The sequence below is a fragment of the Trichocoleus sp. AS-A1 genome (genome assembly GCF_039962015.1).
Taxonomy (GTDB): Bacteria; Cyanobacteriota; Cyanobacteriia; order Cyanobacteriales; family FACHB-T130; genus FACHB-T130.
Genome location: NZ_JAMPKG010000023.1, coordinates 40,517 through 67,464, shown reverse-complemented (window position 1 = coordinate 67,464; position 26,948 = coordinate 40,517). Strand labels below are relative to the sequence as shown.

General features: G+C 48.1%; 17 protein-coding genes. 7 read left to right on the top strand and 10 right to left on the bottom strand.

Features of this window, described 5'->3' with window-relative positions; genetic code table 11:
* Positions 1–90: 90 nt before the first annotated feature.
* A complete protein-coding gene (locus NC994_RS17885) occupies positions 91–930 on the bottom strand; it encodes a 2-isopropylmalate synthase (RefSeq protein WP_190437789.1) in 840 nt (279 codons plus the stop codon).
* A gap of 33 nt (positions 931–963) precedes the next feature.
* A complete protein-coding gene (locus NC994_RS17880) occupies positions 964–2,214 on the bottom strand; it encodes a GNAT family N-acetyltransferase (protein ID WP_199299702.1) in 1,251 nt (416 codons plus the stop codon).
* Positions 2,215–2,364: 150 nt separating this feature from the next.
* Between NC994_RS17880 and NC994_RS17875 the strand changes: the two genes are divergently transcribed.
* The gene (locus NC994_RS17875; protein WP_199299701.1) at positions 2,365–3,957 is read left to right on the top strand and encodes a BamA/TamA family outer membrane protein; all 1,593 of its coding nucleotides are present in this window, start codon (positions 2,365–2,367) and stop codon (positions 3,955–3,957) included.
* A gap of 85 nt (positions 3,958–4,042) precedes the next feature.
* On the opposite strand, the gene NC994_RS17870 is transcribed toward NC994_RS17875, so the two are convergent.
* The 3 genes from NC994_RS17870 to psaA form a co-directional block, all read right to left on the bottom strand.
* Positions 4,043–4,816 carry a class I SAM-dependent methyltransferase gene (locus NC994_RS17870; RefSeq protein ID WP_206753635.1) on the bottom strand — a complete coding sequence of 258 codons (774 nt, stop codon included), beginning with the start codon at positions 4,814–4,816 and terminating at the stop codon, positions 4,043–4,045.
* Positions 4,817–4,981: 165 nt separating this feature from the next.
* Positions 4,982–7,195, bottom strand: coding sequence for a photosystem I core protein PsaB (gene psaB / locus NC994_RS17865; protein WP_190410332.1), 2,214 nt, complete (start codon positions 7,193–7,195; stop codon positions 4,982–4,984).
* 81 nt (positions 7,196–7,276) lie between these two features.
* Positions 7,277–9,535: a photosystem I core protein PsaA gene (gene psaA, locus NC994_RS17860; protein WP_190410333.1), complete on the bottom strand. Its 2,259-nt coding sequence runs from the start codon at positions 9,533–9,535 to the stop codon at positions 7,277–7,279.
* Positions 9,536–10,006: 471 nt separating this feature from the next.
* On the opposite strand from psaA, the gene NC994_RS17855 reads away from it, so the two are divergent.
* Entirely contained in the window at positions 10,007–11,809 is a 1,803-nt protein-coding gene (locus NC994_RS17855) for a hypothetical protein (protein WP_190437786.1), read from the top strand.
* A 248-nt stretch (positions 11,810–12,057) separates the two neighbouring features.
* Positions 12,058–13,581 (top strand): thioredoxin-like domain-containing protein, encoded by a 1,524-nt coding sequence (locus NC994_RS17850; protein ID WP_190437849.1) that lies wholly within the window; start codon positions 12,058–12,060, stop codon positions 13,579–13,581.
* 143 nt (positions 13,582–13,724) lie between these two features.
* On the opposite strand, the gene NC994_RS17845 is transcribed toward NC994_RS17850, so the two are convergent.
* A complete protein-coding gene (locus NC994_RS17845; RefSeq protein WP_190437783.1) occupies positions 13,725–14,507 on the bottom strand; it encodes a circadian clock KaiB family protein in 783 nt (260 codons plus the stop codon).
* Positions 14,508–14,537: 30 nt separating this feature from the next.
* Positions 14,538–15,929 carry a type IV pilus twitching motility protein PilT gene (locus NC994_RS17840; protein ID WP_190437780.1) on the bottom strand — a complete coding sequence of 464 codons (1,392 nt, stop codon included), beginning with the start codon at positions 15,927–15,929 and terminating at the stop codon, positions 14,538–14,540.
* A 635-nt stretch (positions 15,930–16,564) separates the two neighbouring features.
* Between NC994_RS17840 and NC994_RS17835 the strand changes: the two genes are divergently transcribed.
* Genes NC994_RS17835 through wecB form a run of 3 tightly spaced genes read left to right on the top strand, consistent with a single transcriptional unit; the run spans position 16,565 to position 18,217 of the window.
* Positions 16,565–16,939, top strand: a complete 375-nt coding sequence (locus NC994_RS17835; protein ID WP_190410337.1) for a hypothetical protein — start codon at positions 16,565–16,567, stop codon at positions 16,937–16,939.
* Between the two features lie 7 nt (positions 16,940–16,946).
* The gene (locus NC994_RS17830; protein WP_190437777.1) at positions 16,947–17,087 is read left to right on the top strand and encodes a hypothetical protein; all 141 of its coding nucleotides are present in this window, start codon (positions 16,947–16,949) and stop codon (positions 17,085–17,087) included.
* A gap of 11 nt (positions 17,088–17,098) precedes the next feature.
* Positions 17,099–18,217 carry a UDP-N-acetylglucosamine 2-epimerase (non-hydrolyzing) gene (gene wecB / locus NC994_RS17825; protein ID WP_190410339.1) on the top strand — a complete coding sequence of 373 codons (1,119 nt, stop codon included), beginning with the start codon at positions 17,099–17,101 and terminating at the stop codon, positions 18,215–18,217.
* A 14-nt stretch (positions 18,218–18,231) separates the two neighbouring features.
* On the opposite strand, the gene NC994_RS17820 is transcribed toward wecB, so the two are convergent.
* From NC994_RS17820 to ilvN, 3 genes are all read right to left on the bottom strand, one after another.
* The gene (locus NC994_RS17820) at positions 18,232–19,377 is read right to left on the bottom strand and encodes an ABC transporter ATP-binding protein (RefSeq protein ID WP_190437774.1); all 1,146 of its coding nucleotides are present in this window, start codon (positions 19,375–19,377) and stop codon (positions 18,232–18,234) included.
* 229 nt (positions 19,378–19,606) lie between these two features.
* Positions 19,607–24,721, bottom strand: a complete 5,115-nt coding sequence (locus NC994_RS17815) for a hypothetical protein (protein WP_190437771.1) — start codon at positions 24,719–24,721, stop codon at positions 19,607–19,609.
* A 932-nt stretch (positions 24,722–25,653) separates the two neighbouring features.
* Positions 25,654–26,172 (bottom strand): acetolactate synthase small subunit, encoded by a 519-nt coding sequence (gene ilvN / locus NC994_RS17810; protein WP_190410342.1) that lies wholly within the window; start codon positions 26,170–26,172, stop codon positions 25,654–25,656.
* Positions 26,173–26,504: 332 nt separating this feature from the next.
* Between ilvN and NC994_RS17805 the strand changes: the two genes are divergently transcribed.
* The gene (locus NC994_RS17805; protein WP_190410343.1) at positions 26,505–26,873 is read left to right on the top strand and encodes a BON domain-containing protein; all 369 of its coding nucleotides are present in this window, start codon (positions 26,505–26,507) and stop codon (positions 26,871–26,873) included.
* The last annotated feature ends 75 nt before the right edge of the window (positions 26,874–26,948 follow it).

The window sequence follows — 26,948 nt, the reverse complement described above, 5'->3', positions numbered from 1 at the left end:
AAATAGTGAGGCTGTGTTAGTTATCCCTAAAACATTCATCGTAGACATTTGTATTTACTAAAATCAAAAAATTAACAAACAACTTTATTTTCACTTTACAGATTCGGAGATTTTAGCAACTAACTCCGAGGCTCGACCTATTAAAGATTTCTCAATATCAACGCTATAATTTGGATGATTAATAATTGCATTTACGACTTCTCCCAAATCAGCATTACCTTTCCTTGTTCCCAGTCCATTAATCGAGCATTCAATTTGCTTGACACCCCAACTGAAAGCTGCGATTGAGTTTTCTACTGCTAATCCCATATCATCATGACAGTGGACAGAAATCGTAGCCCGATCGATATTTGACACCCGATTAAAGAGCATATTTAGCAACCCTGAGAATTCTATTGGCGACGATAAACCAAGGCTGTCAGGGATACTGATTGTTCTGGCACCGCTTTTGATGGCTGTTTCAATTGCTTTGCAAAGAAAATCCGGCTGGCTTCGAGGAGCGTCAAAGGCACTCCACTCTACATCCGCGCAGTAATTTCTGGCAAGTCCAATAGAATCGTGTATCGCTTCTAAAGTTTGTTCTTCAGCCCAAGTTGATTGATGCTTCAAATTAACTTGGGTGTAAATGTGAATTCTGCCTCGTCCCGCTAGTTTAATTGCTAAGGCAACGTCCATCACTTCATTCGGTTTAGAATTTGCTAATCCGCAAATGGTAGACTGTTTAATTTGCTGGGAAACCAGAAAAATCTCATCAAAGCCTTTCTGGATAGCCCCTGGATATCCCACTTCAATGACATCAACCCGCATCTCCTCTAGAAGCTTGGCAAGCCGGAGTTTTTGATGAATATTCATTTTGACACCGGGCGTAAGTTCTCCATCTCGCATGGTGGTGTCGAAAATGATAATTTTTGGTAAAGATGGTTGTGCCATAGCCGATTTTTCTCTGCATTTTTAGGTAAGCAGCTAGTAATTTTGACCAATCATTTGCTGCCAATCACTTTTCAAGATGCCGTATTGTTCGATATCTTCAAAGGTTTCTCCTTTCCGTAAATGTTGACGGCGACATCCCTCATACTGCATCCCAAGTTTTTGCATGACTCGTCCCGAGCCTGGATTGCGCGAAAAGTGCGCCCCATGAATGCGGTGCAATTTAAGTACCTCGAAGCCATATTGCAGTAGAGCTTTTGCTGCTTCAGTACAGTAGCCTTGTCCCCAGTAGGGCTTGCCAATCCAGTAACCGATCTCCGCATTGTTCTGTTTGGCATCAATCATCAGATTAACCGTCCCACAGAGTTCTCCAGTTTCCCGGAGTGCGATCGCTTGCGTGATGGCTTTCTTTTCCTTAAATGCTGCCAAATGAGCCTTAATCCACGCTTGAGCCATCCCATCTTCGTAAGGATGAGGAATTAGTGTTGTATCAGCAATTTCGCGAGCGCTGGCGAAGCGTTGCACATCAGGAGCATCTGCCAAGGTGAAAGGACGGAGCGTTAACCGTTGTGTTTGAATTGTGGGTGGTTGTATCTCTAACTCCGACTCAGCAGAACGAGATCCACCAAACACGGCAAAGCTGTAATGCTTATACCAGCAGTCTACATTCTGAAAACCGGCTGCTTCCAACCATTGGATTTGAGCGTCGAGAGGTGCTAGACGATCGTAGGTCATCCGATGTTGAGCGGCGTGGAGATGCTCCTCGGAGATCCCGCGATCGCGCACGGTATTCAGCCATTGTTGTTGATAAAATTGCTCCAGTTGGGGTGTTCTGCCTAAAACTTGATCGGCGTTGATAAACATCCCTCCAGGTTTGAGCGCATCATAAATCCGCTGATAAAGATGCTGCTTCTCGGAATCAGACAGATGATGAATCGATAAACCGGAGATAATCAGGTCATAGGAATCGCTCAAATCTGTCTTAACGTAGTCTTCAATCCAGATTTTGGGAGATTTTCCCATCTGCTGGAATCGAGCCTTTGCCTGCTCTAACATCTCAGTCGCGAGATCCATCAGTGTAAATTCAGCATTCGGAAACACTGCCTGAACCATGCCTGAGTAAAGTCCCGTCCCTGCACCTAAATCGAGAACGTTTAGGGCTGCTGTGCGGTCAAATGGGATCACCTGAATGGCTGTTTGGTAAAAGTCATCAAAACAGGGAATCAGGGTGCGTCGGAGCTTGTCGTACTCAGTTGCTGCTGTGTTAAATGCCTGTTGAATACTCATATCCTTGACGTTTACTTGGTTGTTACTGATACCATTTCACTTGATATCTGCAATAGATTCCGTCTGTTGCCCGCCTCAAAAGCCAGTCCTCGCTAAGGATACAAGCCAATGAGCCAAGCACAATGGTAGCCAGCCGATTAAGCTAATTTTATGGGTCTTAAAACATTTGCAATTTTGATGGTGGCAACGCTGGGAATCTGGGAAACAAAAGGAGCGATCGCATCCTCCCCACCCCCTGCCCAGACGACTTCGGGCGATATGGCGACATCGGCACCCATTGAGGATGCTGCGACTCCAGCCGTAACCCAGGTGACGCCAGGATTGGCTCAGACAGCAAATCCCATTCCTGTTGTTGAATATGATGCCAAATACGGTGATTATCTGCCACAAACGATACCGCCAGTGTCCAGTGGGGAGGGCGTCCAGACTGCTGAGGTTGCCTCCAGAATTGTCAAAGATGTGCAGATCCGCTTTGTTAATAACAAAGGGGAGTCAGTCGATAACCAGAATCGACCGATACCCAGTCGCACCAAAAAAGATTTTATTATTGGCGAACTGAAACTCAAGCCGGGTGAGGTATTTCGTGAGGATTTGCTTCAGGAAGACTTGCAGCGATTGAGGCGATTAGAGTCTTTTGAGGATGTCAATGTTGTTGTGGAGGAAGCCACCGACGGGGTTAACATCATCTATGACATCCAGGAGAATCGCTTTCCTTCTATCACATTAGGGGGTGGCAATAGCGGTGACATCGGGCTTTACGGTTCGGTAAGCTATCGAGATGCCAATATCAACGGTGTCAACGATCGCTTAGCTGCCAAACTTCAGGTGAGTGGTAAGGATGTCCAGTTTAATACCCAGTTTACCAGCCCTTATCGGGCTGGGGAGCCAAACCGCTTGGGATATAGCGTTAGAGCGTTTCGCAATCGGGATTATTCCCGCACCTTCACCGATGAAATCGAGTTGCCCAATGGCGATAGTACACGGGAAGGACGATTTGGCGGCGGTGTGGCGGTGTTGCGTTCTTTCAATGGCTGGGATGGATCGTTGGGTTTGAACTACACCCGGATTAGTACCCGCGATGCTGATTTCAATATTGCACGGGTGGATGAATTGGGAAATCCGCTATCTGTCAGCAAAACTGGCATTGATGACTTGGTAACGGTGTCGTTCGGTGTAGCGAGAGATCGGCGCGATCGCCGTTCCAATCCGACTCAGGGTTCCCTGCTAACCCTCACCACGGAACAGTCGATTCCGATTGGGTTGGGCAGTATTTTGAGTAACCGAGTGCGAGCAAACTACATCCAATATGTCCCAGTCAGATGGATTGGCAAGGGTAGGGAAACCGAAAATCCAGAAATGGTGGCTTTCAATTTGCAAACTGGGACGATACTTGGCGAATTTCCTCCGACTGAGGCGTTTAATCTTGGCGGATTCAATTCTGTGCGCGGCTATGGTTCTGGTAAAGTCGCTAGCGGTCGCAGTTATGCCTTGGCTTCAATAGAATATCGCTTCCCGATTTTGCAGTGGCTGGGAGGGGTTGTCTTTGCTGACTACGGCTCAGATTTGGGGTCTGGTGACACGGTGCTTGGGCAACCGGGTTTGCTGCGCGGCAAACCGGGGAGTGGTTTTGGTTACGGATTAGGATTGCGGATCAAGTCCCCGTTTGGTTTAATTCGCAGCGATTTAGGCATTAGCGACCAGGGAGAAGTCCGACTTGAAGTAACCACGGGTCAGCGCTTTTGATGGAAAGGGGATATTTGGGCGATCGCGTTTAAGTCACCCTAAAAGAGCGATCGCTTTGTACGCTGCTACCAAAGGCTTGCGATCATCATTCAGAGGATTTTGCCAAGGGTTTCCTAGCGACAAACAAGTAGTTTTGACAGACTACAGAGAAAGGATATGCCAAAATGTCATCTAAAAAATCCCAACTCCATGCCAGCAGTGGGAAATTTCCGATTGCTTTGGGAAATACGCCCCACATATTTCTGGGTAGAAAACCATAACGCTGGACTTCTAGAACCTCAAATCCGGTTTCTTGGCAGAGAGTTGTGATTGACTGGCGAGTATAACGATATTGATGATGATATTTGTTAGGCAACCGGGAAGCGATCGCTTCAATCAGACTAAACTGATTCGGAAAATGGTAACAGATAAAAACGCCACCTGGTTGGAGCAAACGGAAGATTTCCCGTAAGCTGGTAATTTCATTTCCTCCAGTCTCTCTGACATGCTCTAAAACCCCTACAGATACGATTGCATTGAATTTATTATCTGGATAGGGAATGGCTGTTGGATCTTCAGCACTCCCTTTTCTAAATTCATAAGTTGAGCTGTTTAGAGTTTCCCGAACACAAAAGTCCTCAAAAGCAAATCCAGAGGTTTTATAGCCAGCCTTTACTAAGAAATAAGAAAAATGACCGTTCCCACAACCCCAATCTAATACTTCACTTCCTTTAGAAACATATTTTAAAAAAATTTTATATAGCCGAAGATATTGATTAGCGCTGACTAAGCTTCTAAATTGCCATAAACTACAATTACTATTTTGCTCTTGAATCTTTATTAGCTCATGGGTGATGCCATTAATGTTTAAGTTACTCACAGTTGCTATTTTATTAGACATTTTATATAAAAAACTTCGCCATTTTAAGCTACATTTTCCTTGAGAGTTTTAGCCAAAACAACCTTATAAAAAAATCCCCTACCAGAAGGCAGGGGATTTTGTTTTAATTACCTAAAATGCATTGATTCAGCGAACTACAGGAGATCAACCAAATTTACCAGCAGTAGAGGCAATCAGGAAGGCGGCGTAGGTCAAGACATAGCCAACTGCAAAGTGAGCTAGACCAACCACGCGACCTTGGACGATGGACATAGCAACCGGCTTGTCCTTCCAACGAACTAAGTTCGCCAGAGGAGTGCGCTCGTGTGCCCAGACAAGGGTTTCGATCAACTCTTGCCAGTAACCACGCCAAGAGATCAGGAACATGAAACCAGTAGCCCAAACTAGGTGTCCGAACAGGAACATCCAGTCCCAAACCGCCAGGTTATTCATGCCGTAGGGGTTATACCCGTTGATCAACTGAGCGGAGTACAGCCAGAGGTAGTCGCGCAGCCAGCCCATGAGGTAAGTAGAAGACTCATTGAACTGAGCCACGTTGCCTTGCCAAATGCCCAGATGCTTCCAGTGCCAGTAGAAGGTTACCCAACCAATGGTGTTCAGCATCCAGAACGCAGCGAGGTAGAAGGAATCCCACGCGGAGAGTTCGCAAGTACCGCCACGACCGGGGCCGTCGCAAGGGAAGGCGTAGCCGAAGTCCTTTTTATCGGGCATCAGCTTGGAGCCACGAGCATCCAACGCACCCTTGACCAAAACCAGGGTGGTGGTGTGGATGGCGAGGGCGAATGCGTGGTGAACCAAGAAATCGCCAGGGCCAATTGTCAAGAACAGAGAGTTCGTACCGTTGTTGATAGCATCGAGCCAACCGGGAAGCCAAGGGCCACCAGCCATTGAGGCAACGCTATCAGGATTAGACAGGAGAGTATCCAAGCCGTAGAGGACTTTTCCGTGAGAAGCCTGAATGAACTGGGCAAATACCGGCTCAATCAGAATCTGCTTTTCGGGAGTCCCGAAGGCAACCACAACATCGTTGTGGACGTACAGACCTAGGGTGTGGAAGCCTAGGAATAGGGAGACCCAGCTCAGGTGCGAGATGATCGCTTCTTTGTGCTGGAGTACTCGATCGAGGACGTTACCTCTATTTTGTTCTGGGTCGTAGTCACGTACCCAGAAGATACCTGCGTGGGCAAATGCTCCCAGCATCAGGAAACCAGCAATGTACTGGTGGTGTGTGTAGAGCGCTGCTTGAGTTGTGAAGTCCTTCCCAATGAATGCATAGGGAGGCATCGCATACATGTGCTGCGCTACCAGGGAAGTAGCAGTTCCCAGCGCTGCCAGGTGTATAGACAACTGGAAGTGCAAAGAGTTGTTGTAGGTGTCGTACAACCCTTGGTGAGGCAGGTTGAATTGACCTTCAGTCTTGGTGCCAAAGAAGTTTTTGGCGTTCAGCATATCTCTGATGCTGTGACCAATCCCAAAGTTAGTCCGGTACATATGACCGGCGATGATGAAGATGACTGCGATCGCCAAGTGGTGATGAGCCATATCCGTCAGCCACAGCGATTGTGTCTGGGGATGGAAGCCACCCAAGAACGTCAGAATCGCTGTTCCTGCACCTTGAGAGGTACCGAACACATGACCAGCAGCCTCTGGGTTCTCAGCGTAGACGCCCCAGTTGCCGGTGAAGAACGGTCCCAAGCCTGCGGGGTGAGGCAGCGTTGTCAGGAAGTTATCCCAACCTACGTGCTGACCGCGAGATTCGGGAATCGCAACGTGAATCAAGTGACCTGCCCAAGCCAAGGAGCTAACGCCAAACAGACCTGCCAGGTGGTGGTTCAGCCGAGGCTCGGCACTCTTGAACCAAGAAAGGCTAGGACTGAACTTGGGCTGTAGGTGCAGCCAGCCTGCAAACAAGAAGACTGCAGACAGGACAATTAGGAACACTGCACCTTGGTACAGATCATTATTTGACCGCATACCGATGGTGTACCACCAGTGGTAAACACCTGAGTAGGCAATATTCACTGGAAAAGTCGCACCACCTTGAGTAAAGGCATCTACTGCCGGTTGACCAAAGTGGGGGTCCCAAATCGCGTGAGCGATAGGACGCACATTCAACGGATCTTTAATCCACTGTTCAAAATTACCTTGCCAGGCGACGTGGAACAGGAGGCTAGAGGCCCACAGGAAGATAATTGCCACATGACCGAAGTGAGTAGCGAAAATCTTTTGATAAAGATTTTCTTCCGTCATGCCATCATGGCTTTCAAAGTCGTGAGCCGTTGCAATCCCGTACCAGATCCGACGTGTAGTCGGGTCCTGAGCGAGGTCTTGGCTAAATTTGGGGAATTTTGTCGCCATAGTCTCCTCAATTATCAGTGCTGAGTGCTGAGGACTCAGAGCATCATACTCTTTACTCAGCACTCGTTACTCAGGCTTAAATCATCCTATTGAAAGGATTCGCGCCTCGAAGAACGCCCATATCGTGACGATCGCGCCCAGGAGGAAGTGAGCTACCCCAACGGCCCGACCCTGAATGATGCTCAGAGCGCGAGGCTGAATAGAAGGGGCAACCTTCAACTTATTGTGAGCCCAAACAATCGACTCAATCAACTCCTGCCAGTAGCCACGACCGCTGAATAGGAACATCAGGCTGAATGCCCACACAAAGTGAGCGCCCAGGAACAGCAGACCGTAGGCTGAGAGGGCTGTACCGTAAGACTGAATTACTTGAGCAGCTTGTGCCCATTGAAAATCACGCAACCAGCCATTGATAGTGATGGCACTCATCGCAAAGTTGCCTGCGGTGATATGATCCACCGTTCCATCAGCATTGACTGTGCCCCACACATCGGATTGCATTTTCCAGCTGAAGTGGTAAACCGCGATCGCAATGGTGTTGAACATCCAGAACAGACCCAGGAATACATGGTCCCAACCAGAGACCTGGCAGGTACCACCACGACCGGGACCGTCGCAAGGGAAGCGGAAGCCCAAATTCATCTTGTCTGGAATCAGACGAGAGCTACGGGCAAACAAGAAGCCTTTCAGCAGAATTAGAACAGTGACGTGAATTTGGAAAGCGTGAATATGGTGGATCATGAAGTCCGCCGTACCCAGCGCGATTGGCATCATCGCCACCTTACCGCCTACAGCAACGATCCCGCCGCCGAAGGCATAACTTACTGGTTCTAGCTGGTTAGGAGCTGTGCCACCAGGAGCCAGAGTGTGCAGGTTTTGCACCCACTGAGCAAACACCGGCTGCAACTGAATCGCCGTATCCGAGAACATATCTTGGGGGCGACCCAAAGCACTCATCGTGTCGTTGTGGATGTACAAGCCAAAGCTGTGGAAGCCTAGGAAGATACAAACCCAGTTGAGGTGGGAAATAATTGCATCCCGGTGACGAATCACCCGATCCAGCACGTTGTTCTGGTTCACTACCGGATCGTAATCCCGCACCATAAAGATGGTAGCGTGAGCCGCTCCGCCAACGATCAAGAATGCCCCAATCCACATGTGGTGGGTGAATATGGACAACTGAGTAGCGTAGTCAGTGGCAAGGTACGGATACGGAGGCATCGCGTACATATGGTGAGCCACGATGATGGTCACAGAACCCAGCATGGCAAGGTTGGTTCCCAACTGCGCGTGCCAGGATGTGGTCATGTTTTCATAGAGACCCTTATGACCGTCGCCTGTGAAGGGACCTTTGTGGTTCTCTAGAATTTCCTTAATGCTGTGACCAATCCCCCAGTTCGTCCGATACATATGACCGGCGATCAGGAAGAGTACTGCCAAGGCTAGGTGATGGTGTGCCGTATCTGACAGCCACAATCCACCTGTTTGGGGATTTAAACCGCCTTTGAACGTCAGGAAGTCAGCATACTGGCCCCAATTCAAAGTCCAGAATGGCGTCAACCCTTGGTTAAAGCTGGGATACAGTTGGGCCATCAAGTCACGGTTCAAGATGAACTCATGAGGCAGCGGAATATCTTTGATGGCAACTCCTGCATCCAGGAGCTTGTTGGTGGGCAGCGCCACGTGAATTTGGTGAGCGGCCCAAGACAAGCACCCCAGACCCAGCAACCCAGCTAGGTGGTGGTTTAGCATTGACTCTACATTCTGGAACCATTCCAGTTTGGGAGCCCGCTTGTGATAGTGGAACCAGCCAGCAAACAGCATCAGAGCTGCTGCTACCAAGCCACCGATGGCAGTGCAGTACAGCTGGAATGTGTTTGTGAAGCCAGCTGCCCGCCAAACCTGGAACAAGCCGGAGGTGATTTGAATCCCGTGGAAGCCACCGCCCACATCGGCATTCAAAATATCTTGACCAACGATAGGCCAAACGACTTGAGCGCTAGGCTTGACGCCTAAAGGATTAGCTAGCCAAGCTTCGTAGTTTGAAAACTTAGCGCCATGAAAATACATACCGCTTAGCCAGATGAAGATCACGGCTAAGTGACCAAAGTGCGCGGCAAAAATTTTCCGAGATACGTCTTCTAAGTCACTGGTATGACTATCGAAATCATGCGAGAGGGCGTGAAGGTTCCAAATCCACGTGGTGGTTTTTGGACCTCTAGCAAGGGTGCGGTCAAAATGACCCGGCTGCGACCACTTCTCAAAGGAAGTAGGCACTGGATCTTTATCGACAACAACCCTTACTTTTTTCTCCTCTCGCTCCGGAGGACTGATTGTCATGAGGACTCTCCTCTCTCTAGACAAGGAACGAGTTCTGTCCCATTAGAAAATTAGATTTTAATGGGTAGGAAAGCAGGCTCTTTGAAGAACTACTTTCCCCAATTTATGGAATACCCGTTTTAAAGGGTTCGCTGAGAGGGAAGGGTTGTAAAACCACACCCTCTATCTTTGTAGATGATAGGACTAGGTTTACTGGGTATTTCGAGCCACTTAACAATAATTCAAATTTGGTCAAGTATTGATGCAACTTAGCTTGCACCTCCATATTTAGTGTTAAAAAGTCAAGAGGGATTAAATTTAGTTAACAAAACGCAACGATTAGCTCATTTAAAATCCGTGTCTTCTGGGTTGCCAGAGCCTGAAATTCACGGCATTGCGAGGGTGTAGTTGATGCTTTTGGGCTATAGTTCCCTATGGACAGGTCTTGATTTTTGATGTTGGTCGCGGAAGGAGTAGGAGTGCGTGTTGGGCATGAATCGCCGGTGGAACCCTCTAAGAACGATAGTTTCGTTACTGATGGCAACTGTTTTGGTAGGAAGTTTAGTCAGTTGTGGCGATCGCGCCCTGACGACCCCATCAGGTACCTCCAAACCCTCATCTTCTCTAAGCTCTGGGCAAATCTCAGAGGTATCTCCCCCCGAGGTCATTCAACAGCTGCGCCCAGCGTTGGAGAGTTATCAGCCTCAAGTCACCATCCTCAGTCCCCAAGCTGATGAAGTTCTTCAAGACACAACAGTGGCAGTGCGGCTCCAAGTTCGGGATCTACCCATCTTCAAAGACCCCCAACTCGGTCTTGGCCCCCATTTACATGTCATCCTGGACAACCAGCCTTACAAAGCCGTTTATGACTTAGAACAGCCTTTAGTCTTTGAAGATTTAGCTCCCGGAACTCACACCCTGCGAGTTTTTGCCTCCCGCCCCTGGCATGAGAGCTTCAAAAACGAAGGTGCTTACGCCCAAACAACCTTTCACCTTTTCACCAAGACAACGGACAACAACCCCGATCCAGGGCAGCCTCTGTTGACCTACAGCCGCCCCACGGGCAGTTATGGAGCCGAGCCAATTATGCTTGACTTCTACCTGACTAACGCCCCCCTGCACTTGGTCGCCCAGTCCAATCCCGACGACGAAATTGCCGACTGGCGAGTTCGCGTTACCGTAAACGGTCAAAGCTTTGTCATGGACAGATGGCAACCCCTTTATCTCAAAGGCTTTAACTCAGGGAAGAACTGGGTACAACTGGAATTTTTAGATGAACAGGGAAATCCAGTCACAAACGTCTTCAACAACACCGTGCGGCTGATTACCTACGAACCGAAAGGCAAAGATTCCCTTGCCAAATTGGTACGCGGGGAACTCTCGGCGACTGCTGCTCGCGGGATTGTAAACCCCAACTACAGTGGTAAGACGCCAGTGCCGACAGCAACCCCTGAGCCATCTTTCACGCCGACGCCGACGCCGACACCGGAACCGTTAGCGCCTCCTGCCGTTGAAGAAACACCAGCGCCGCAGCTGAGTAAAGAAGAACCGACGTCCTCTGAAGTTGAGCCAGCAAAGCCAGCCGAGGCACCCCCAGCGACAAAACAGTTAGAAAAACCCCAAGGCGGATTCTTTAATCGTTTTCGGCGTTCAGAGGCTCCAGTTAGCCCACCACCTGCACTGCCAGTGCCTGAGGCAATTGAGGAGCCTTCTTCCTTAGCCATACCCCCAGAGAAGATTCCTCAACCAGGGACTTTACCAGAGATAACGCCAAGTCCAGAAGCAAGTCCTGAAGTAGAAACGGTTCCATCTACGCCCCCAGCGTCCCCAGCGCCAAAGCAGGTAGAGAAACCCAAAGGCGGATTCTTCAATCGCTTCCGGCGTCCAGATGCAGGTGTTGATACTCCTACGCGCAATTTACCGCCAGCCTTACCGGAAATAGTCCCATCGCCAGCGCCAGAAGAGCTGCTTCAGGTAGTACCTGCTCAACCAGATTTGCTACAACCACCGTCCTCGCCTCAGCCAACAGATTCTGTACAGCAGAAGACTGAAGAGACAACCCAATCAGCTCAATCATCTCCAACCTTCGCTCAAGCAAAACCAAAAGCCGATATCAAGGACGTATTGATTCCTAAACCTGCTGCGGCTCCACCGTTGCGGATTATTCAAGCTCCATCTGAGCCAGATATCCCCAGCCGTTTCTTCCAAAAATCAAAACCAGCAACACCGGAACTAGAAGTCCCAACAGCGGAAAATCCAGAGGATGCTCAGCTAGGGGAAGCTGCAACGCCTTAGAGATTGCTCAGGAATCCATAAATCGGTCTCAACAACAGATGTAGGGGCACGGGCTTTGTCCTTGCCCCTAGGAGCATAGATGGATATTGATTCTCTGAAAGCCCCAGGCTTACCGTGCTGCTTCGCGAATGCGTCTCTAAATATCTAAAATTCCCACCGATTCATCTTTAACCGAACAGTATCGGCTTTACAACATCCTTCTTGAGGAGCGCTCTGTTCCCATCGCGGTTAGTGAAAAAGGAGACATGATGACGCCCCGTGTTAGAGCGCCAGAATTTCCCCAAAACCAAACCTGGTTCAATACAGATCGTCCCCTTTCCTTACGTGAATTAAAAGGGAGAGTGGTAATTCTTGACTTTTGGACGTATTGCTGCATCAACTGTCTGCACGTCCTGCCAAAGTTGAAGTACCTGGAGCAGAAATACAAAGACAGCCTCACGGTGATTGGCGTCCACTCCGCCAAATTTGACAACGAAAAAGAAGTTGAAAACATTCGTCAGGCAGTTCTGCGCTACGACATTGAGCATCCAGTCGTCGTCGATAGCAATTTTGCTATTTGGAGTCAGTATGCTGTCCGTGCATGGCCCACTTTGACGATGATTGACCCCCAAGGTTACGTCATCGGCTATGTATCTGGGGAAGGAAATCAGGATGTCGTAGAGAAGTTGATTTTGCAGCTGATTCAACAACACAAAGAAAGAGGAACGATTAATTTTCAAGAACTCAGCCTTACTTTAGAAAAACAGCGGCAACCGTTGGTAACACCCCTGGCTTTTCCCGGTAAAGTGTTAGCGGATGAAACACGCGATCGCCTGTTCATCGCCGACTCCGGACATCACCGGATTGCGATCGCTACCCTTGCCGGTAAACTGCTACAGATCGTTGGTACTGGCAAACAAGGTTTAACCGATGGTTCCTTTACAGATGCTCAATTTTTCGCTCCCCAAGGTATGGCACTCGACGCAGAAAATGACATTCTCTATGTTGCCGATACCGAAAATCATGCCCTGCGACAGATCAATCTAAAGAATCAAAAGGTTGAAACAATTGCCGGTACTGGCGAACAAAGCCATCACCTTCGCTCCTACACGGGTACGGCACGAGAAACTCCGCTCAATTCTCCTTGGGATTTAGAAAAAGTAGGAAATCGCTTATTTATTGCGATGGCAGGAGTCCACCAAATCTGGGAAATGCAGATGGAAAACGGCATCATTGATACCTACGCAGGAATTGGAGCCGAATCATGCGTTGATGGAAATTTAGACGAATCTGCCTTTTCTCAACCCAGCGGGATTACCACCGACGGACAAGAGTTATACGTTGCCGACAGCGAAATTAGCTCAATCCGTGGCATTGGATTGGGTGAAAAGGCTCAGGTGCGAACAATTTGTGGCAGTGGTGAGCTATTTGGGTTTGGGGATATTGATGGTAAAGGCTTTGAGGTTCGACTCCAGCATTGTTTAAGCGTTGAATACGCTCAGAATTACCTCTGGGTCGCTGATAGCTACAACCACAAAATTAAGCGAGTTGACCCGAAGACCGGCATTTGTAACACGGTTTTGGGGGATGGGACGGCAGGAAACCAAGATGGTCAAGGCACCAGCACCCAATTTTTTGAGCCTTCAGGAGTGAGTGCGATTGGCTCTCATTTATACATTGCCGATACTAATAACCATGCTATCCGTCGTGTCGATCTCGCCACGATGGAAGTGACAACCTTGAAGTTTCCGGGGTTGTGTGCGCCAGAGGTCTGTATTCCTACGGCTGATTAAAATAAGAGGCGAGACATGGAGAGTTTAGATTTTGGATTGTAGAAGACTTATAGCGATCGCATTTTGTTAGTAGCCGCTTCCAGCAATATATTTGTAGCGACCTTCAGGTGAAATAGTATTACACGGCACTCGTGTGCCTCTACTCAGTAATCTACAGCCCCAAGTACCTGCAAGACTCTCTCAATATTGTCTAAATCTCCCACAATCCGTCGCACAGGTTCAGGCCAAACTCTAACAAGGGTGGGTGTAGCAGAGATATGATTTGACTCCGCCTGTTCTGGATGTTTGAAGATGTCAATCACTTTCAAAGTGTAAGGATGACCCAGAGATTGCTCTAACAACTGATGCAGGCTTTGGAGAGTGTGTTCGGTCGAGCCATTATGACCGGAAACAAACAGGCGCAGAACATACCCAGGCGTCGAAACTGGGCGGAATGAAGGCTGGAAACCTGTGCGTTCTAAGCGCACAATCAAATCGTGATTTTCCCAAAGTTGGGGAAATTGGTGACGATAAGTTTCTAATACGATGGGATCCCCTAATTCTGAAGGCCAAGGAGCAACTTGCCAATTTTGCAAGTTGCTATTCTGGAAAATCCCATTCAGTAATGCCTGATGCCGTCGCACCGGCAAATAAACCTCAGCCGCAATTCGCAACTGCTGGGTGTAAGGATCGAGCCACCGATCGATCGTAGCGGTATACGCTGGCACTAAAAAATGGGGAGGTTCGGGTAATCCCAGCATTTCTTGAAGTCCAGCACACAGATGTAGGTGCCAGTGGCTCTGCTTATTGGGGTCGATGCAATAAATTAAGTCTCCCCCTGGCGTAAACAGAGCAATACCTTTAAAGAGCTGGGGAAGAGAGAGTGGATCTTGAGTCAAGAAAAAGCGCCAAAATAATAAAAATGAAAGAAGAAACCCTTCTTCCATTTTTAATTTTTAATTTTACATTTTTAATTGTTACACCCGACCTCGGAGGAACTGAGCCATCTCGTTTGGAGTGGGCGACATTTCCAGAGCAGTCTCTTCGGTGATTCGACCCTCATGGTAGAGGTCGAGGAGGGCTTTGTTCATTGTCATCATGCCGTCAAAGCTGGAGCCTAGCATGATTCCGGTAATATCTTCGTATTTACCCTCCTTAATGTAGTCCTTGATTGCTTCGGTATTAATCAGGATGTCGTGGAAAGCCGCACGCTTGCCATCGGTCGTTTTGCACAATCCTTGGGAAATGATCGCCACCAGAGATTCAGCGATCGCTATCTTCATCGAATGCTGTTCTTCTGCTGAGTAGAGGTTGAGAATCCGCTCAATCGTTTTCACAGCGCTATTGGTGTGCAGCGTCCCCATCACCAAGTGACCCGTTTGCGCCGCTTTGAGAGCAGTGTTAACCGTTTCTTTATCTCGCATTTCCCCAACCAGAATCAGATCGGGATCTTCCCGCAAAGCGGCTTTCAGCGCGTTGTCAAACTTCAAGGTGTTCAACCCTACTTCCCGGTGCTTAATCAGCGACTTGCGACTCGTATGAACAAACTCAATCGGGTCTTCAATCGTGATGATGTGCTTTGCCATCTCCTTATTGATGTAGTCAATCATGGCAGCCATCGTGGTGGATTTACCCGAACCCGTTGGGCCTGTGACCAAAATCAATCCCTTATGGTAATGGGAAATATCCTTAAACACCTCTGGCAACCGCAGTTGCTCCAAAGTCAGAATATTGTTTGGAATCAATCGCATCACCATCGCTGGACCGCGCATCGAACCAAACACGTTAATCCGGGCGCGAGAGAATTCATACTGGGTAACGCCGTCAAAGTCTAAGCGCTCTTCAAATTCCCGAATCTGAGCATCAGTCATCACCTCTCGCAACCAGCTCATAAATGTCGCTTCATCCGTCTGCGGATAATCGGTCATCTCCATATCGCCCCGTTTGCGGTAGCGAGGAATTTCACCGACACCTGCATGAATGTCGGAAATTCCGTTTTCATGAGCTTTGACGACGATTTCCTTTAAGGTGGGCTGTCCGGGACTAGGGCCTGGACCCCTTGCAGCCGTTCGAGCCACCACCGTTGCTGCTGTTGCTGATGCTGCTGAGGCAGCTGTGGCAGGGGATCGAACTCCTGCCCCCGCTGCTGGAGGAGCCGCTTTCGGTGGAGGAGATACAGAAGCTGCCCCTGCACTTGCCGCTGCATGGGGAGAGGGCGGCGCAGTCATCTGCATCGTTTGCATGGGCTGCTGCTGAGTGGAAACGGTGGCAGCTGTATCCCTAGCCGGAGGTCGCATTCCTGGCGGGGGTGGTGGGGGAACGCGGGGTGGAGGCGGTGGTGACATGGGCGGACGCTGCGGTTCTGTCATCTTTCAACTACCACTGATTGAAAATTTGTAGGAATCGTTACAAAAAAAGCTAAGGATAGCCCGCGAATACGTTCTTTTAAGACGTAAAGCGATTCGGTGGAACACGCCACAGCTTTTATTTGAGGAGCCTTAAAAACTCCTATTCCTAGTTTTCCCAAAACTTTTGGTTCGCTAACATTCAACGCCAAAAATTCTCTTACCAGCTCAAAACAGCAGCAGTGGCAACTTAGCCGTCTAGCGGCGGTTTACCCGTTAGCCCTAGATGAGCTGGTTTATGAGAATACCCGTTAAAAGTTATAAGATATGTTAAGCATAGTGAAAGCGGCTTTGGTCGTTTCCCTATGCCACTGCTTGGGCTACAAAATTGCTCGATTGGTGGAAAAGACTGAAACCTAGAACCTCCTCAAATTTCTATCTTTTGGATGATGGTCGTTTTATAAGGCAGTCTAATATAGAGCATTTGGAAAAGTTTCGCATCCATAAATCTTCTGGATTGACTGTAAATTTTGGTTAAGAACGGCTCATCTAAAGAAAAGGATTAACTATACTGATTTTCACTTAGTCGATACTAGGGGATCGATTAAAAGTCATTTTCCGCATATAAATTTGTTCTTTGACTATCAGGAGAAAAAATCGTGCAATTAAGTCACAATCAAGGTTTGGCAAAAGTGTATTCATTGTCTATGGTCAAGAGCTTTTTGATCTGGACTTTTACTTTAGGGGTTTGCTTGCTGGTGGTGGGTTTCCCCTTAGTTGTTTTGATGGTTACGGTTGGCGCTTTGTTAGCGATCGCTTTACAATCTGTACTGCCAGTTAGCGCAGTTTTGTTGGTCGCTGGAGCTTTAATTGGCGGGAATATTTTGGCAGTTGTCGCTGGTGCGGCATTGCTAACCCTAAAGGGTGTTAATCCTCAAGAAGTTCGTTGGTTGCACTGGCTGCATGGTGAAGCCAATCCGCTACATACCTCTGTCTATGCAGCATGCCCACTAACCTGCGATCTAGATTCTTGAATGGCCTGTGAACGCTTTTAAAAAGTTAGTCTATTGTCTGCAAGAGTTCTGCGACCCGGCACCTGCCGGGTCTTTTCGTAGGAAAATGGCAAGCGTAGGATGGGAAGAGAAGCGCGATCGCGCTTCTCTCCCGATTATTCCCAATTAAGCTAAATTTCCATGCCGCCATCTCCTATCAAAGTTTGCATCACACTGGGAACCCGTCCGGAAGCCATTAAGCTAGCACCCGTTATCCAACAGTTTCAGGAATCGCTAACTTTTCAAACTCACGTAATATTGACGGGTCAACATCGAGAGATGGTCGAGCAAGTCATGCAGCTATTTGGGCTGAATGCCGACCAAAATTTAGAAATTATGCAACATCAACAAACTCTGACAGATATTACTTGTCGTAGTTTGCGAGGATTGGAAACTGTATTTAAACAGTTACAGCCTCATTTGGTAGTAGTTCAAGGAGATACAACCACAGCCTTTGCAGCAGCTTTAGCAGCGTTTTATCAAAAAATTCCGGTCGGTCATGTAGAAGCAGGATTACGCACCGACGAGCTTTTTAATCCTTACCCAGAAGAAGCCAATCGGCGATTAATTTCTCAGCTAACTCAGCTGCATTTTGCCCCCACAACCCTAGCGGTAGAAAATCTGCAACGTTCTGGCGTCACTGGCGAAGTTCACCACACTGGGAATACCGTCATCGACGCTTTACTGACCGTGGCGAAAAGCCAGCCGGATTGCCCGATTCCCGGTTTGGACTGGAGTGGATATCGCACGCTACTGGCAACAGTCCACCGACGCGAGAACTGGGGAGAACCCCTGCGGGGAATTGCGGAGGGATTTCTCCAAATATTAGATAAATTTTCGGATACTGCATTACTGTTGCCGCTCCATCGCAACCCGACTGTGAGAGAACCGCTACAAGAACTTCTCGGTAATCATCCCAGAATCTTCTTAACAGAACCGTTAGATTACGCCGAACTGGTGGGGGCGATTCAACGCTGTTATTTGGTATTGACTGATTCTGGAGGATTGCAGGAGGAAGCACCGAGTTTGGGGAAGCCGGTACTGGTATTGAGGGAAACCACCGAACGACCAGAGGCGGTAGCCGCGGGAACTGCAAAATTAGTAGGAACAGAACCCAATCAAATTCTTGCAGCGGCAACAGAACTCCTCAGCGATCGCAGTGCTTATCAAGCAATGGCAACGGCAATTAATCCCTTTGGCGATGGTCGTTCTGCTGAGAGAATATTGCAAGTTGTTGAGAAACATTTCCAAAGCTGTTAACAAGTCGCGAATTCTTAAGGAAACAGAGCATCGCCCGTGGTGGGGTCAAAGACAAATAACTGGTTGAGGTCGAGCTGTACAGAAATGCGATCGCCGGAATGACCCCGCCAATCTGAAGCTGCCTGGATATTGATCGGTACCCCAGACGCCGGTAAATTCGCCCGAATCAGTGTCTCCCGTCCCAGCGGTTCTACAACCTTCACCTCAACCATCAGCAGTGAGTGCTGTAGAGGCAAGACCCCGTCCCGACCAAAGGCTTCGGGTTCTTGTTCGTTTTTAATCTTTAATTTTTCATTTTTACTTGTTATATGCTCTGGGCGAATCCCTAACTCTATGCCCTGTCCCTGTCTGAGTTGCAACTTGTCCTGAAGCGCTGGAGGACAAGATAAAGCCTGATCCCCCACCTGAAAAACTTCACCCGTATAAGTCGCGTGGAGAATATTCATCGGTGGATTGCCTAAGAATGTAGCAACCATCAAATTTGCCGGTCGCGCATAAATTGTTTGCGGGTCGCCAATTTGTTGAATCCGACCGCGATTGAGTACCACAATTCGATCTGCTAGGGTCATCGCCTCTACCTGATCGTGGGTGACGTAGATCGTGGTAATTCCCACTTGTTGGTGTAATTGCTTAAGTTCTGCTCTGGTATCGTCTCGCAGCTGGGCATCCAGGTTAGAGAGGGGTTCATCTAGTAAGAATACTTGGGGTTGACGAGCGATCGCTCTCCCTAATGCCACCCGTTGCTGTTGCCCCCCCGATAGCTGCTTGGGTTTGCGGTCGAGGAGATGGGCGATATCGAGCGATCGCGCGACCGTCTCTACTCGTTCCTGCATCGTTTTCGCGTCAGTTCCACGCATCCGTAGACCAAAAGCTAAATTTTTAGCAACGGTCATGTGCGGGTAGAGGGCGTAATTTTGGAACACCATCGCCACATCTCTTGCCCTAGCAGGAATCTCATTCATCAGGACATTCCCAATGTAGAGATTGCCGCTACTTTGCGTGTCCAAACCCGCAATTGTCCGCAAAATCGTGGATTTGCCACAACCGGAAGGTCCCACCATCACCCAGAACTGCCCATCCGGCACCTCGAAGGAAATATCCTCAATCGCAGTAGCATTATTAAATTTTCGGGTAATTCCTTCTAAGCGAACGTTTGCCATTGTTGTTAGAGATGAGTCAATTAGTCATTAGTTTATAGTTCAAAGCCCTAGTTTCTACTGCCCACGTTCCTCTAGCAATCTTCGTTCGCGTGGGGTACACCAAAACTCTTACTCATTAAGCATTTCAGCTTGTTATTTAGCAATTCTCATTTATTTATAAACTTCTTTCATTTTTCTTCCTTGGCGCTCTCTCCGCCAACGCGGTTCATCATAGAATGACCCAAAACCACTAATTATCACAAAGTAGGCGATCGCTTTCTCGGACTTTGGGATTGTTTTCTAAATAGTCCTGCACCCAACTACAACTGCGTGCCAGGAGATTATCGAGATCCAGATTCCACAACATCACGGTTTTGTCCTTACTGGCAGAAGCAAGAATCTTGCCATCTGGACTGAAACTCACACTGGTAACGCGATCGCTATGACCTGGGAGCGTTTTAATTAACGTGTCATCCAGTCGCCACAATTGCACCGTGTTTTCCCAGGTCGTCGTGGCTAGAATTTGACCATCTGGGCTAAAACTAACGTGAGCAACGCTATCCGTATGCCCTTTCAAAGTTCGATATAAAGAACCATCGCGCCGCCAAAGTTTAACCGTATTGTCATAACTCGCGGATGCGATTAGCTGACTATCCGGGCTAAAAGCGACATCCAAAACCCAACCACTATGTCCCGGTAAGGTTTGCAGATATTTTCCCTCGGCAGTCCAGACTTTGACCGTATGATCGTCGCTAGCAGTCGCCAGTAATTCCCCGTCGGGGCTAAAAGCCACTGCATTAACGCGATCGCGATGCCCAGTTAAAGTTTTAATCAAATTGCCCGAAGTATCCCAAAGTTTTACCGTCTTATCACGAGAAGCAGAAGCAATCATTTTGGCATTGGGACTAAACGCCACATCCAAAACCCAATCGCTATGCTTATTTGGCTCATTCAGGGGGTTGAGAAGCGTACCCGATCGATTCCAGAGTTTCAGCGTCTTGTCACGAGAAGCAGAAGCAATTAACTGAGAGTCTGGGCTAAAACTCACGCTATTTACCCGATCTTTATGACCGTTCAACGTAGCAATCAAAGAAGCACTTGTGTCCCATAATTTCACTGAATTATCTTGACTTGCAGAGGCAACCATCTGACCATCGGGACTGAAACTCACATCATATATCTGATCCGTATGCCCTCTTAAAACAGTGCGCGACATATCATTAAGTCGCCAGAATTTGACAGTTTTATCGTAACTACTAGAAGCAATCGTCTGACCATCGGAGCTAAAACTAACACTTGTCACCCCATCACTATGTCCCCGCAGGATTTTCAGCAGCTTCCCGTTGCGATGCCAGAGTCTCATTGTATTGTCATTACTGGCAGAGGCAATCATCTGGCTATTCGGACTAAAACTCGCTCCAAACACCCAGTCACTGTGTCCCTGAAGAACTCGGATCGTTTGTCCAGTTTGGTAGTTCCAAAGCCTGACTGTTTTGTCATCGCTTGCTGAAGCTAACAACTGCTTATCGGGACTGAAATTGAGGTTGGTTACTTTGCCAGTATGTCCCTTGAGGATTTTGTAGGGTTGCTCGACTGTCATGGAAGCCATGTTCCAGATTGTCACTGTTTTGTCGTCACTCGCCGATGCTAAAAATCGACCATCCGGGCTAAAAGTGGCGCTGGTAACTTTTCCGTTGTGTTTCAATGTTTTCAGCAACTTGCCGGTGCGATAGTTCCAAAGCTTTACCGTTTTGTCATCGCTTGCCGAAACTAATATTTGACCGTTTGGGCTAAAGCTGACGTGATTAACCAAACTACCGTGTGCTTTTTCAATCGTTCTTAGTAAAGTACCGTCTGTTTGCCAAAGTTTTATTGTCTTGTCAGAACCAGTCGAAGCTAAGAGGCGACCGTTAGGGCTAAAACTGACGCTGGTGACGCTCTCACGATGACCTGACAAGGTTTTCAGGATCTTGCCATCGCGCCGCCAAAGTTTTACCGTTTTATCGACGCTGGCAGAGGCAATTGTCTGACCATCGGGGCTAAAGCTGACGCTCCAAACGACATCACGATGTCCTTCCAAGCGATTGCGTTCTTGTACTCCGTAGATTGCCTGCTGCATCGCCGTAACGACGCGCATTTGGGTATCGGGTTCTACTCCAACTGCACTTTCGAGGCTTTTCCCTGCCCTCAAGGCTTCAATTAAGGCATCAAATTCTTTGTAGGAGACAAAGAGCGTTTCGGAAGAAGCACTTAGGGCGGTGAGTTGAGCATTGGTTTGCGCGATCGCTGCCAGCTTTCTTTGAGCTTCGGCTCGCAGCGCAAATCCTCCGGCAGAAACTGCCAGGATTGTCATCATAATGCCGACGCCGATCGTTCGCAATTGTTGTTTCCGTGCCTGATACAGCTTTTCCTCACTTTGTGCTAATTGGGCTTTCAAGTTCAGATCGGATTTTTGACGAATCCGATCGACTAGATAATCATGAACCAATTGGTAACGGGCTTCTGACCCTTCCCAAATCACGAAAACCAAACCAGATCCTACAAGAATTTCTAAAATTAAGTCTAGTAGAGGCATTTCGCCGCCCACTGCTCTTTCCGCCTCAAGCTGCAATACGGTTGCCAGCTCTTGCTTCGTCTTCAGGGGTCGCGTTCCTTTCTCGTTCGTCAATAAAAATAAAACGTTCCAAGCCAAAGCTTCATTTTCGATACCACAATCAGCAATGACTTTTTTCAGAAATCGCTCAACCAGTTCGGCTTTCGGATTCGCTCCCAATTGCTGATACTGTTGCATCGTGGTGATTTTGTCTTCTTCTTCCTGCAATTGGGCACCCACTAATTGCAATTCAATGGGGCGCACCTCTCCCAGTTCTTCAGCCAAATCTTCCACTAACCGATTAATTAACTGCGGCTCTAAATAAAAAAATGGAGAGCGTTCGGTTAAGCTTTTAACAATCTGCCGCGCATCCGGCTTAGAAAAATTCCCCAAATAGTAGCGAATATCTTGGTTTAAAATGTCGTTATTTATGACATCTAAATACTGGAGTCGTTCGCACTCTAGTAAATAATGCAGATAGTCTTCTCGCAGAGACAAAATAACTTTTACAAAGGGAATGTTGAGGCAGTCGCGCAAAAATTCATAAAACTGCCGCCGCATCGCTGGATTAGTACAGACGAAAAAGAATTCTTCAAACTGGTCAAAAATCAGAACGGTTAACAGATTGCGATCGCTATTGTGTCGCAACTGTTCTAGGAGGTTGGCAGCAAGTAGTGTCGGCGGAACCGCAGACATTGGCATTTCTTCAGCGCGATCGCTTTCTTCTAAGATTTCCTGTAAAGATAAAGTTTCTCCGCCCGTTCTCACTTCGCTGCTATCTTCTGACTCCTGTCCGGACGCGATCGGGACGGGAAGGTGTTGGGCGTCTTCCTCCTCTAAAGGGAGTTCTGATTCCTGGTTTCTGACTCTGAGTTCCTTCGATAATTGTCTTGCCAGCGTCCCTACCCAATCTTTATAAACTTCGATAACGACAGGTAAAACATCGCGTGCGCCGATGCTTTTGAGCTGGAGTGCTGGAACTAACCCAGCAGTGATAATTGAGCTTTTCCCAACTCCAGAAGGACCGTGAATCACAATCAATTTGTAGTCATTGCGGCCGATCCGGTCAATGAGGCGAGTGACATCCTGCTGCCGACCAGAAGCAGCAATTTCCTGGGGAATCGACCCTCCCAAGCGCATATCTCCTCCAGATGTGACGCCTGGGTTCAGAGCCTGCCGGTAAGGCTGTAGGCGTCCGGCACCTGTAAAAGAACGGAACCCGTATTGATGCTCCAGGGAACGCTGCTCTTGCTTCAGTTGAAAGGCTTGCAGATAATCACCCTGCTGAAAGTAGAGCGATCGCAGTGCCTTGAGAATCCGCAAACATAAATGGGGATCGTACTGATGGTTACACTTGTTGAGCGCCTGTTCCAAGTTTTGAATCGCGGCGGCAGCTTGCCGCTGTCCCAAATGTTTCTGAGACTGTGCCAGCAGCAACAAATATAAACTTTCATACTGAGATTGCGGGATTGAGGCAGAAGTTGTCTGGAACGTTTCTTCCGCCAGCGTTGAAAGTGCCAGAGTCGCTTGCTGATACGCTTCTATCCAATTGGACTGGTTAAGCGCCACCTCCGCCAGAAAGCCAAAATCTTGAGCCTGCTGGAGGTTTGCATCATAAGTTTGATGCAGGATCAAAGCTTTTTCTGCCAGCTCCTGCAAATCCGCCCACGCTTCCAAACGCCGCAGCACTTCACAAAGGAATGAAATAAACTTAGCAACCAGTTCTGGACGTTGAGCTTCCTCAAAAACTTCAATGCACTGCTGAAAATAATCTCTCGCTTGCTTCCAGTGCTGGCGGCTCATTTCCGGTCGCAAGTTAGCCAAACGGGTATAGCATTGCCCCAAATGAAACAGCAGCAAACCCACTTTTAGGACTGAGTGCTGAGGACTAACGACACACAAAGAATCGGAAATCGTGGTGCTTGCCTCTTGACCCTCATTTCTGATGTTTTCCCCAGTCCGTACTTCGTGGCGCTTTGCTAACAGTTCTGAGTCTTCAGTCCTAAAATAAGCCAGACTTCGTTGATAATGGGCGATGCTTGACTGGATTTGATCGGTGGCGTAGTCATTGCGCCCCCGCACAAATTCGAGACTTGCCTGTAGTTGAGGCTCCAATTGTTGCCCGCGACGCCGCAAATCTGTTAAGGCCGACTCCAGTTCTAGGCGATGCTGGGAACCAACAACTAAATCGAGAGCGGAATGGTGCAACAACTCAAAATTGCTAGAATCTAGCTCTCTGGCAAATAGAGAGTCCGCTTTCTGCCGCAATAATTCGATTAACTCATCCCCTGACATCACAAATCGGATCGAAGAAGCTGCCCAGCTTTTGAAATCTGGCGCAAACCGAATCAGCTTTTGTAGCACCGCATCGGAGAGCCACAACACGAGGGGGAAAGGAAACTGAGCGCGAAACTCATCGCGTACTTGATTGGTTGAGGTTAGCAGCTGATCGAGAGCAACTACCGACTCCAGCCCTAAGATCATCGCGGCGGACAATATTTCTGTTTGTCGAGACGTATTCCCTGGCTCTTCCAGCGCTTCCAAGATGGGGTTGTAAAGCGTCTTGACCGAATCTGCTAATATCACCTCGCGCACGGGAAACGGATTTTGTTCCCGTACCTGCTGCACCATCCGCTGTTGCAACAAGCTATAGTTGCAGCGCACCAAAATTAGCGAGAATTGCCCCTGAGAAAGGGCGATCGCTCTCAAGAGCGTCTTTAATGAGCGTTGGTTGTATGCATCTGCCTCTTCTGGTCGGCTCAGATCGGTCATTGCTTCTACGTTTGGCCTGCGCGTTCGATAGACAATATTCCTCTGCCAATGCTTTAGCAGTAGCGGTATTTTAAAAACGAATAGGCACAAATACTATTTTTAATCAGATGAACCGGCTTCGGAGCTGCTTAGGTTTTGCATTTGCAATTGACTGATAATTCGCCTGAATTATCGTCAGGCAGCTTTGTTATACGTGAGTTTTATAATTCCCAGAAATCGTTGATTAAAATGAGTTCCTCCACTCATTTCTGCCAAGATGTCTCTTTTCCTAGTGGCTTAAGCCAAGAGTCTTATAAAGAATCCAGATAGGGAACCATCTGGAACTGCCTACCCAGCAGGAATTTTCGGTATTGCTCCCAGCATTGGCATCCAGGAATGGTTTGCGAACCAACCAGGTTCGCAACTCCCCCTTTAGCAGAGGTTCTTGACGGCTGTTTCGGCAACTCACATCTTATTATGTAGTTATCAGAGAATAAACGATTTTTCTGATAAAAGAAAATAGTATCTGTCGTGAGCAAGAACTGAACTCTAACCGCTCCTGATACAATCGAGTTCCTCTAATCCGAGGTAGGCATCAGCTCATCCGGAGACTTTTGCGAATGTTTAGGACAAAGTTGTACTCAAGGGGATTCCTTGCCTACTCCGGGAAGGGAACCTCTAATCTCACGCTTCTATAGCTATGCCAGTCTTTGGCTACACAGGGCAAGTAGGAAGCCAGGGAATAACAGCGATTGGGTAGATTTCCTGGAAAGTCGTTTGGAATACCTTACTAAAAAAAGCTCCGAGCCAGACTCAGTAGACTGGAGACTCGGAGAAAATAAGCGCGAATAGAAAAGAAGAACAGATGATAAAAAGCGCGATCGCCGAGCGAGGAAAATTGATGCTTCTCTCTACTTCCCGCATCAGCAAGCTGAAAAATTCCCTTACCTCGATTAAAGCTTAGCTTCCAGAGACTTGAGAAACTCTGTGTTAACACCCGACTCGCGGGTAAGGGCAATTTTGCCGGTGCGAGCAATTTCACGCAAACCAAATTTATTCAGCACTTGAACAATCGCCACCAATTTGCCTGGATCTCCCACCACTTCTAAAGTGAGCGCATCCTCCGCAATGTCTACTACCCTAGCGCGGAAAACCTGAGCCAGTTCAATCACTTCCGAGCGATTGGAGCTGGTAGCATTCACCTTCAGCAACATCAGCTCTCGTTCTACACACGGAGTATCCGTTATATCCTGGACTTTTAGTACATTCACCAGCTTGTAGAGCTGCTTGGTGAGTTGCTCGATCACCCGGTCATCTCCCGGCACGACCATCGTAATCCGGGAGATTCCGAGCTGTTCAGCTGGTCCAACAGCAAGGCTTTCAATATTAAATCCCCGACGGGCAAACAAACCGGCAATCCGAGTCAGGACTCCAGCTTCATCTTCAACCAAAACTGAAAGGGTATGTTTCATTTTATACAAAACAGGCGGAGGCGCGATGTTGCTTTCAACACGCTAAGCAATATTTTGCTTCCCTACAAGAAGCTACGTGGGTTGTAAGCAGTACGTTAGCAAAGACTTACTACCTACACGGTATGCGAAGGCAATGTTAACAGAAATTACGTTAACGAAGCTACATCTTAATGTTACTGTATAGCACCCCTTGGCTACAAAAAACGGCTATCTCTGTATATTTAGGGATTTTTAGCCCCCGGAAAACCTTAAATCTTTTCATTGATAGATGTCTTGATTTAGCAATTTCATAATAATGGTGTAGTTCAGCTTAATTTGGAGCAAAAATACCTATGGGTTGGTTAAAAAGACTTTTTGGCATGGAAAAGCCGCAAAATGCACAAACTAATGCGGTACCAGCACCGACAGCTCAAGCTCCTGCCTCAACCGGCACTGCAAGTAGCAGCGAGACGATTCCGCCAGAGCGAGTGGGATTAACTGGAGAATATGACCAAAGCGGACTTGCCAAGCGGGTTGCTCTAGCTTTCGATCAAGATCCGGATCTGGATGATATTAATACGCTCTATGTAGCCCAAACCGGCGGCACAGTTGTGCTAAAAGGACAAGTTCCCAGCCAGCAAATTCTCAATCAAATGGTCTCGGTCGCCCGGAGTGTGGAGGGTGCCACGGGTGTCCAAACCGATCAAGTCACCATTGGCTAGAAGTTAGAGGCCTAGAAATTCGAGGCTAGAAGAAAAAATCGATAGGGTGGGAAGTGCCCACCCTACTTGGCGAAA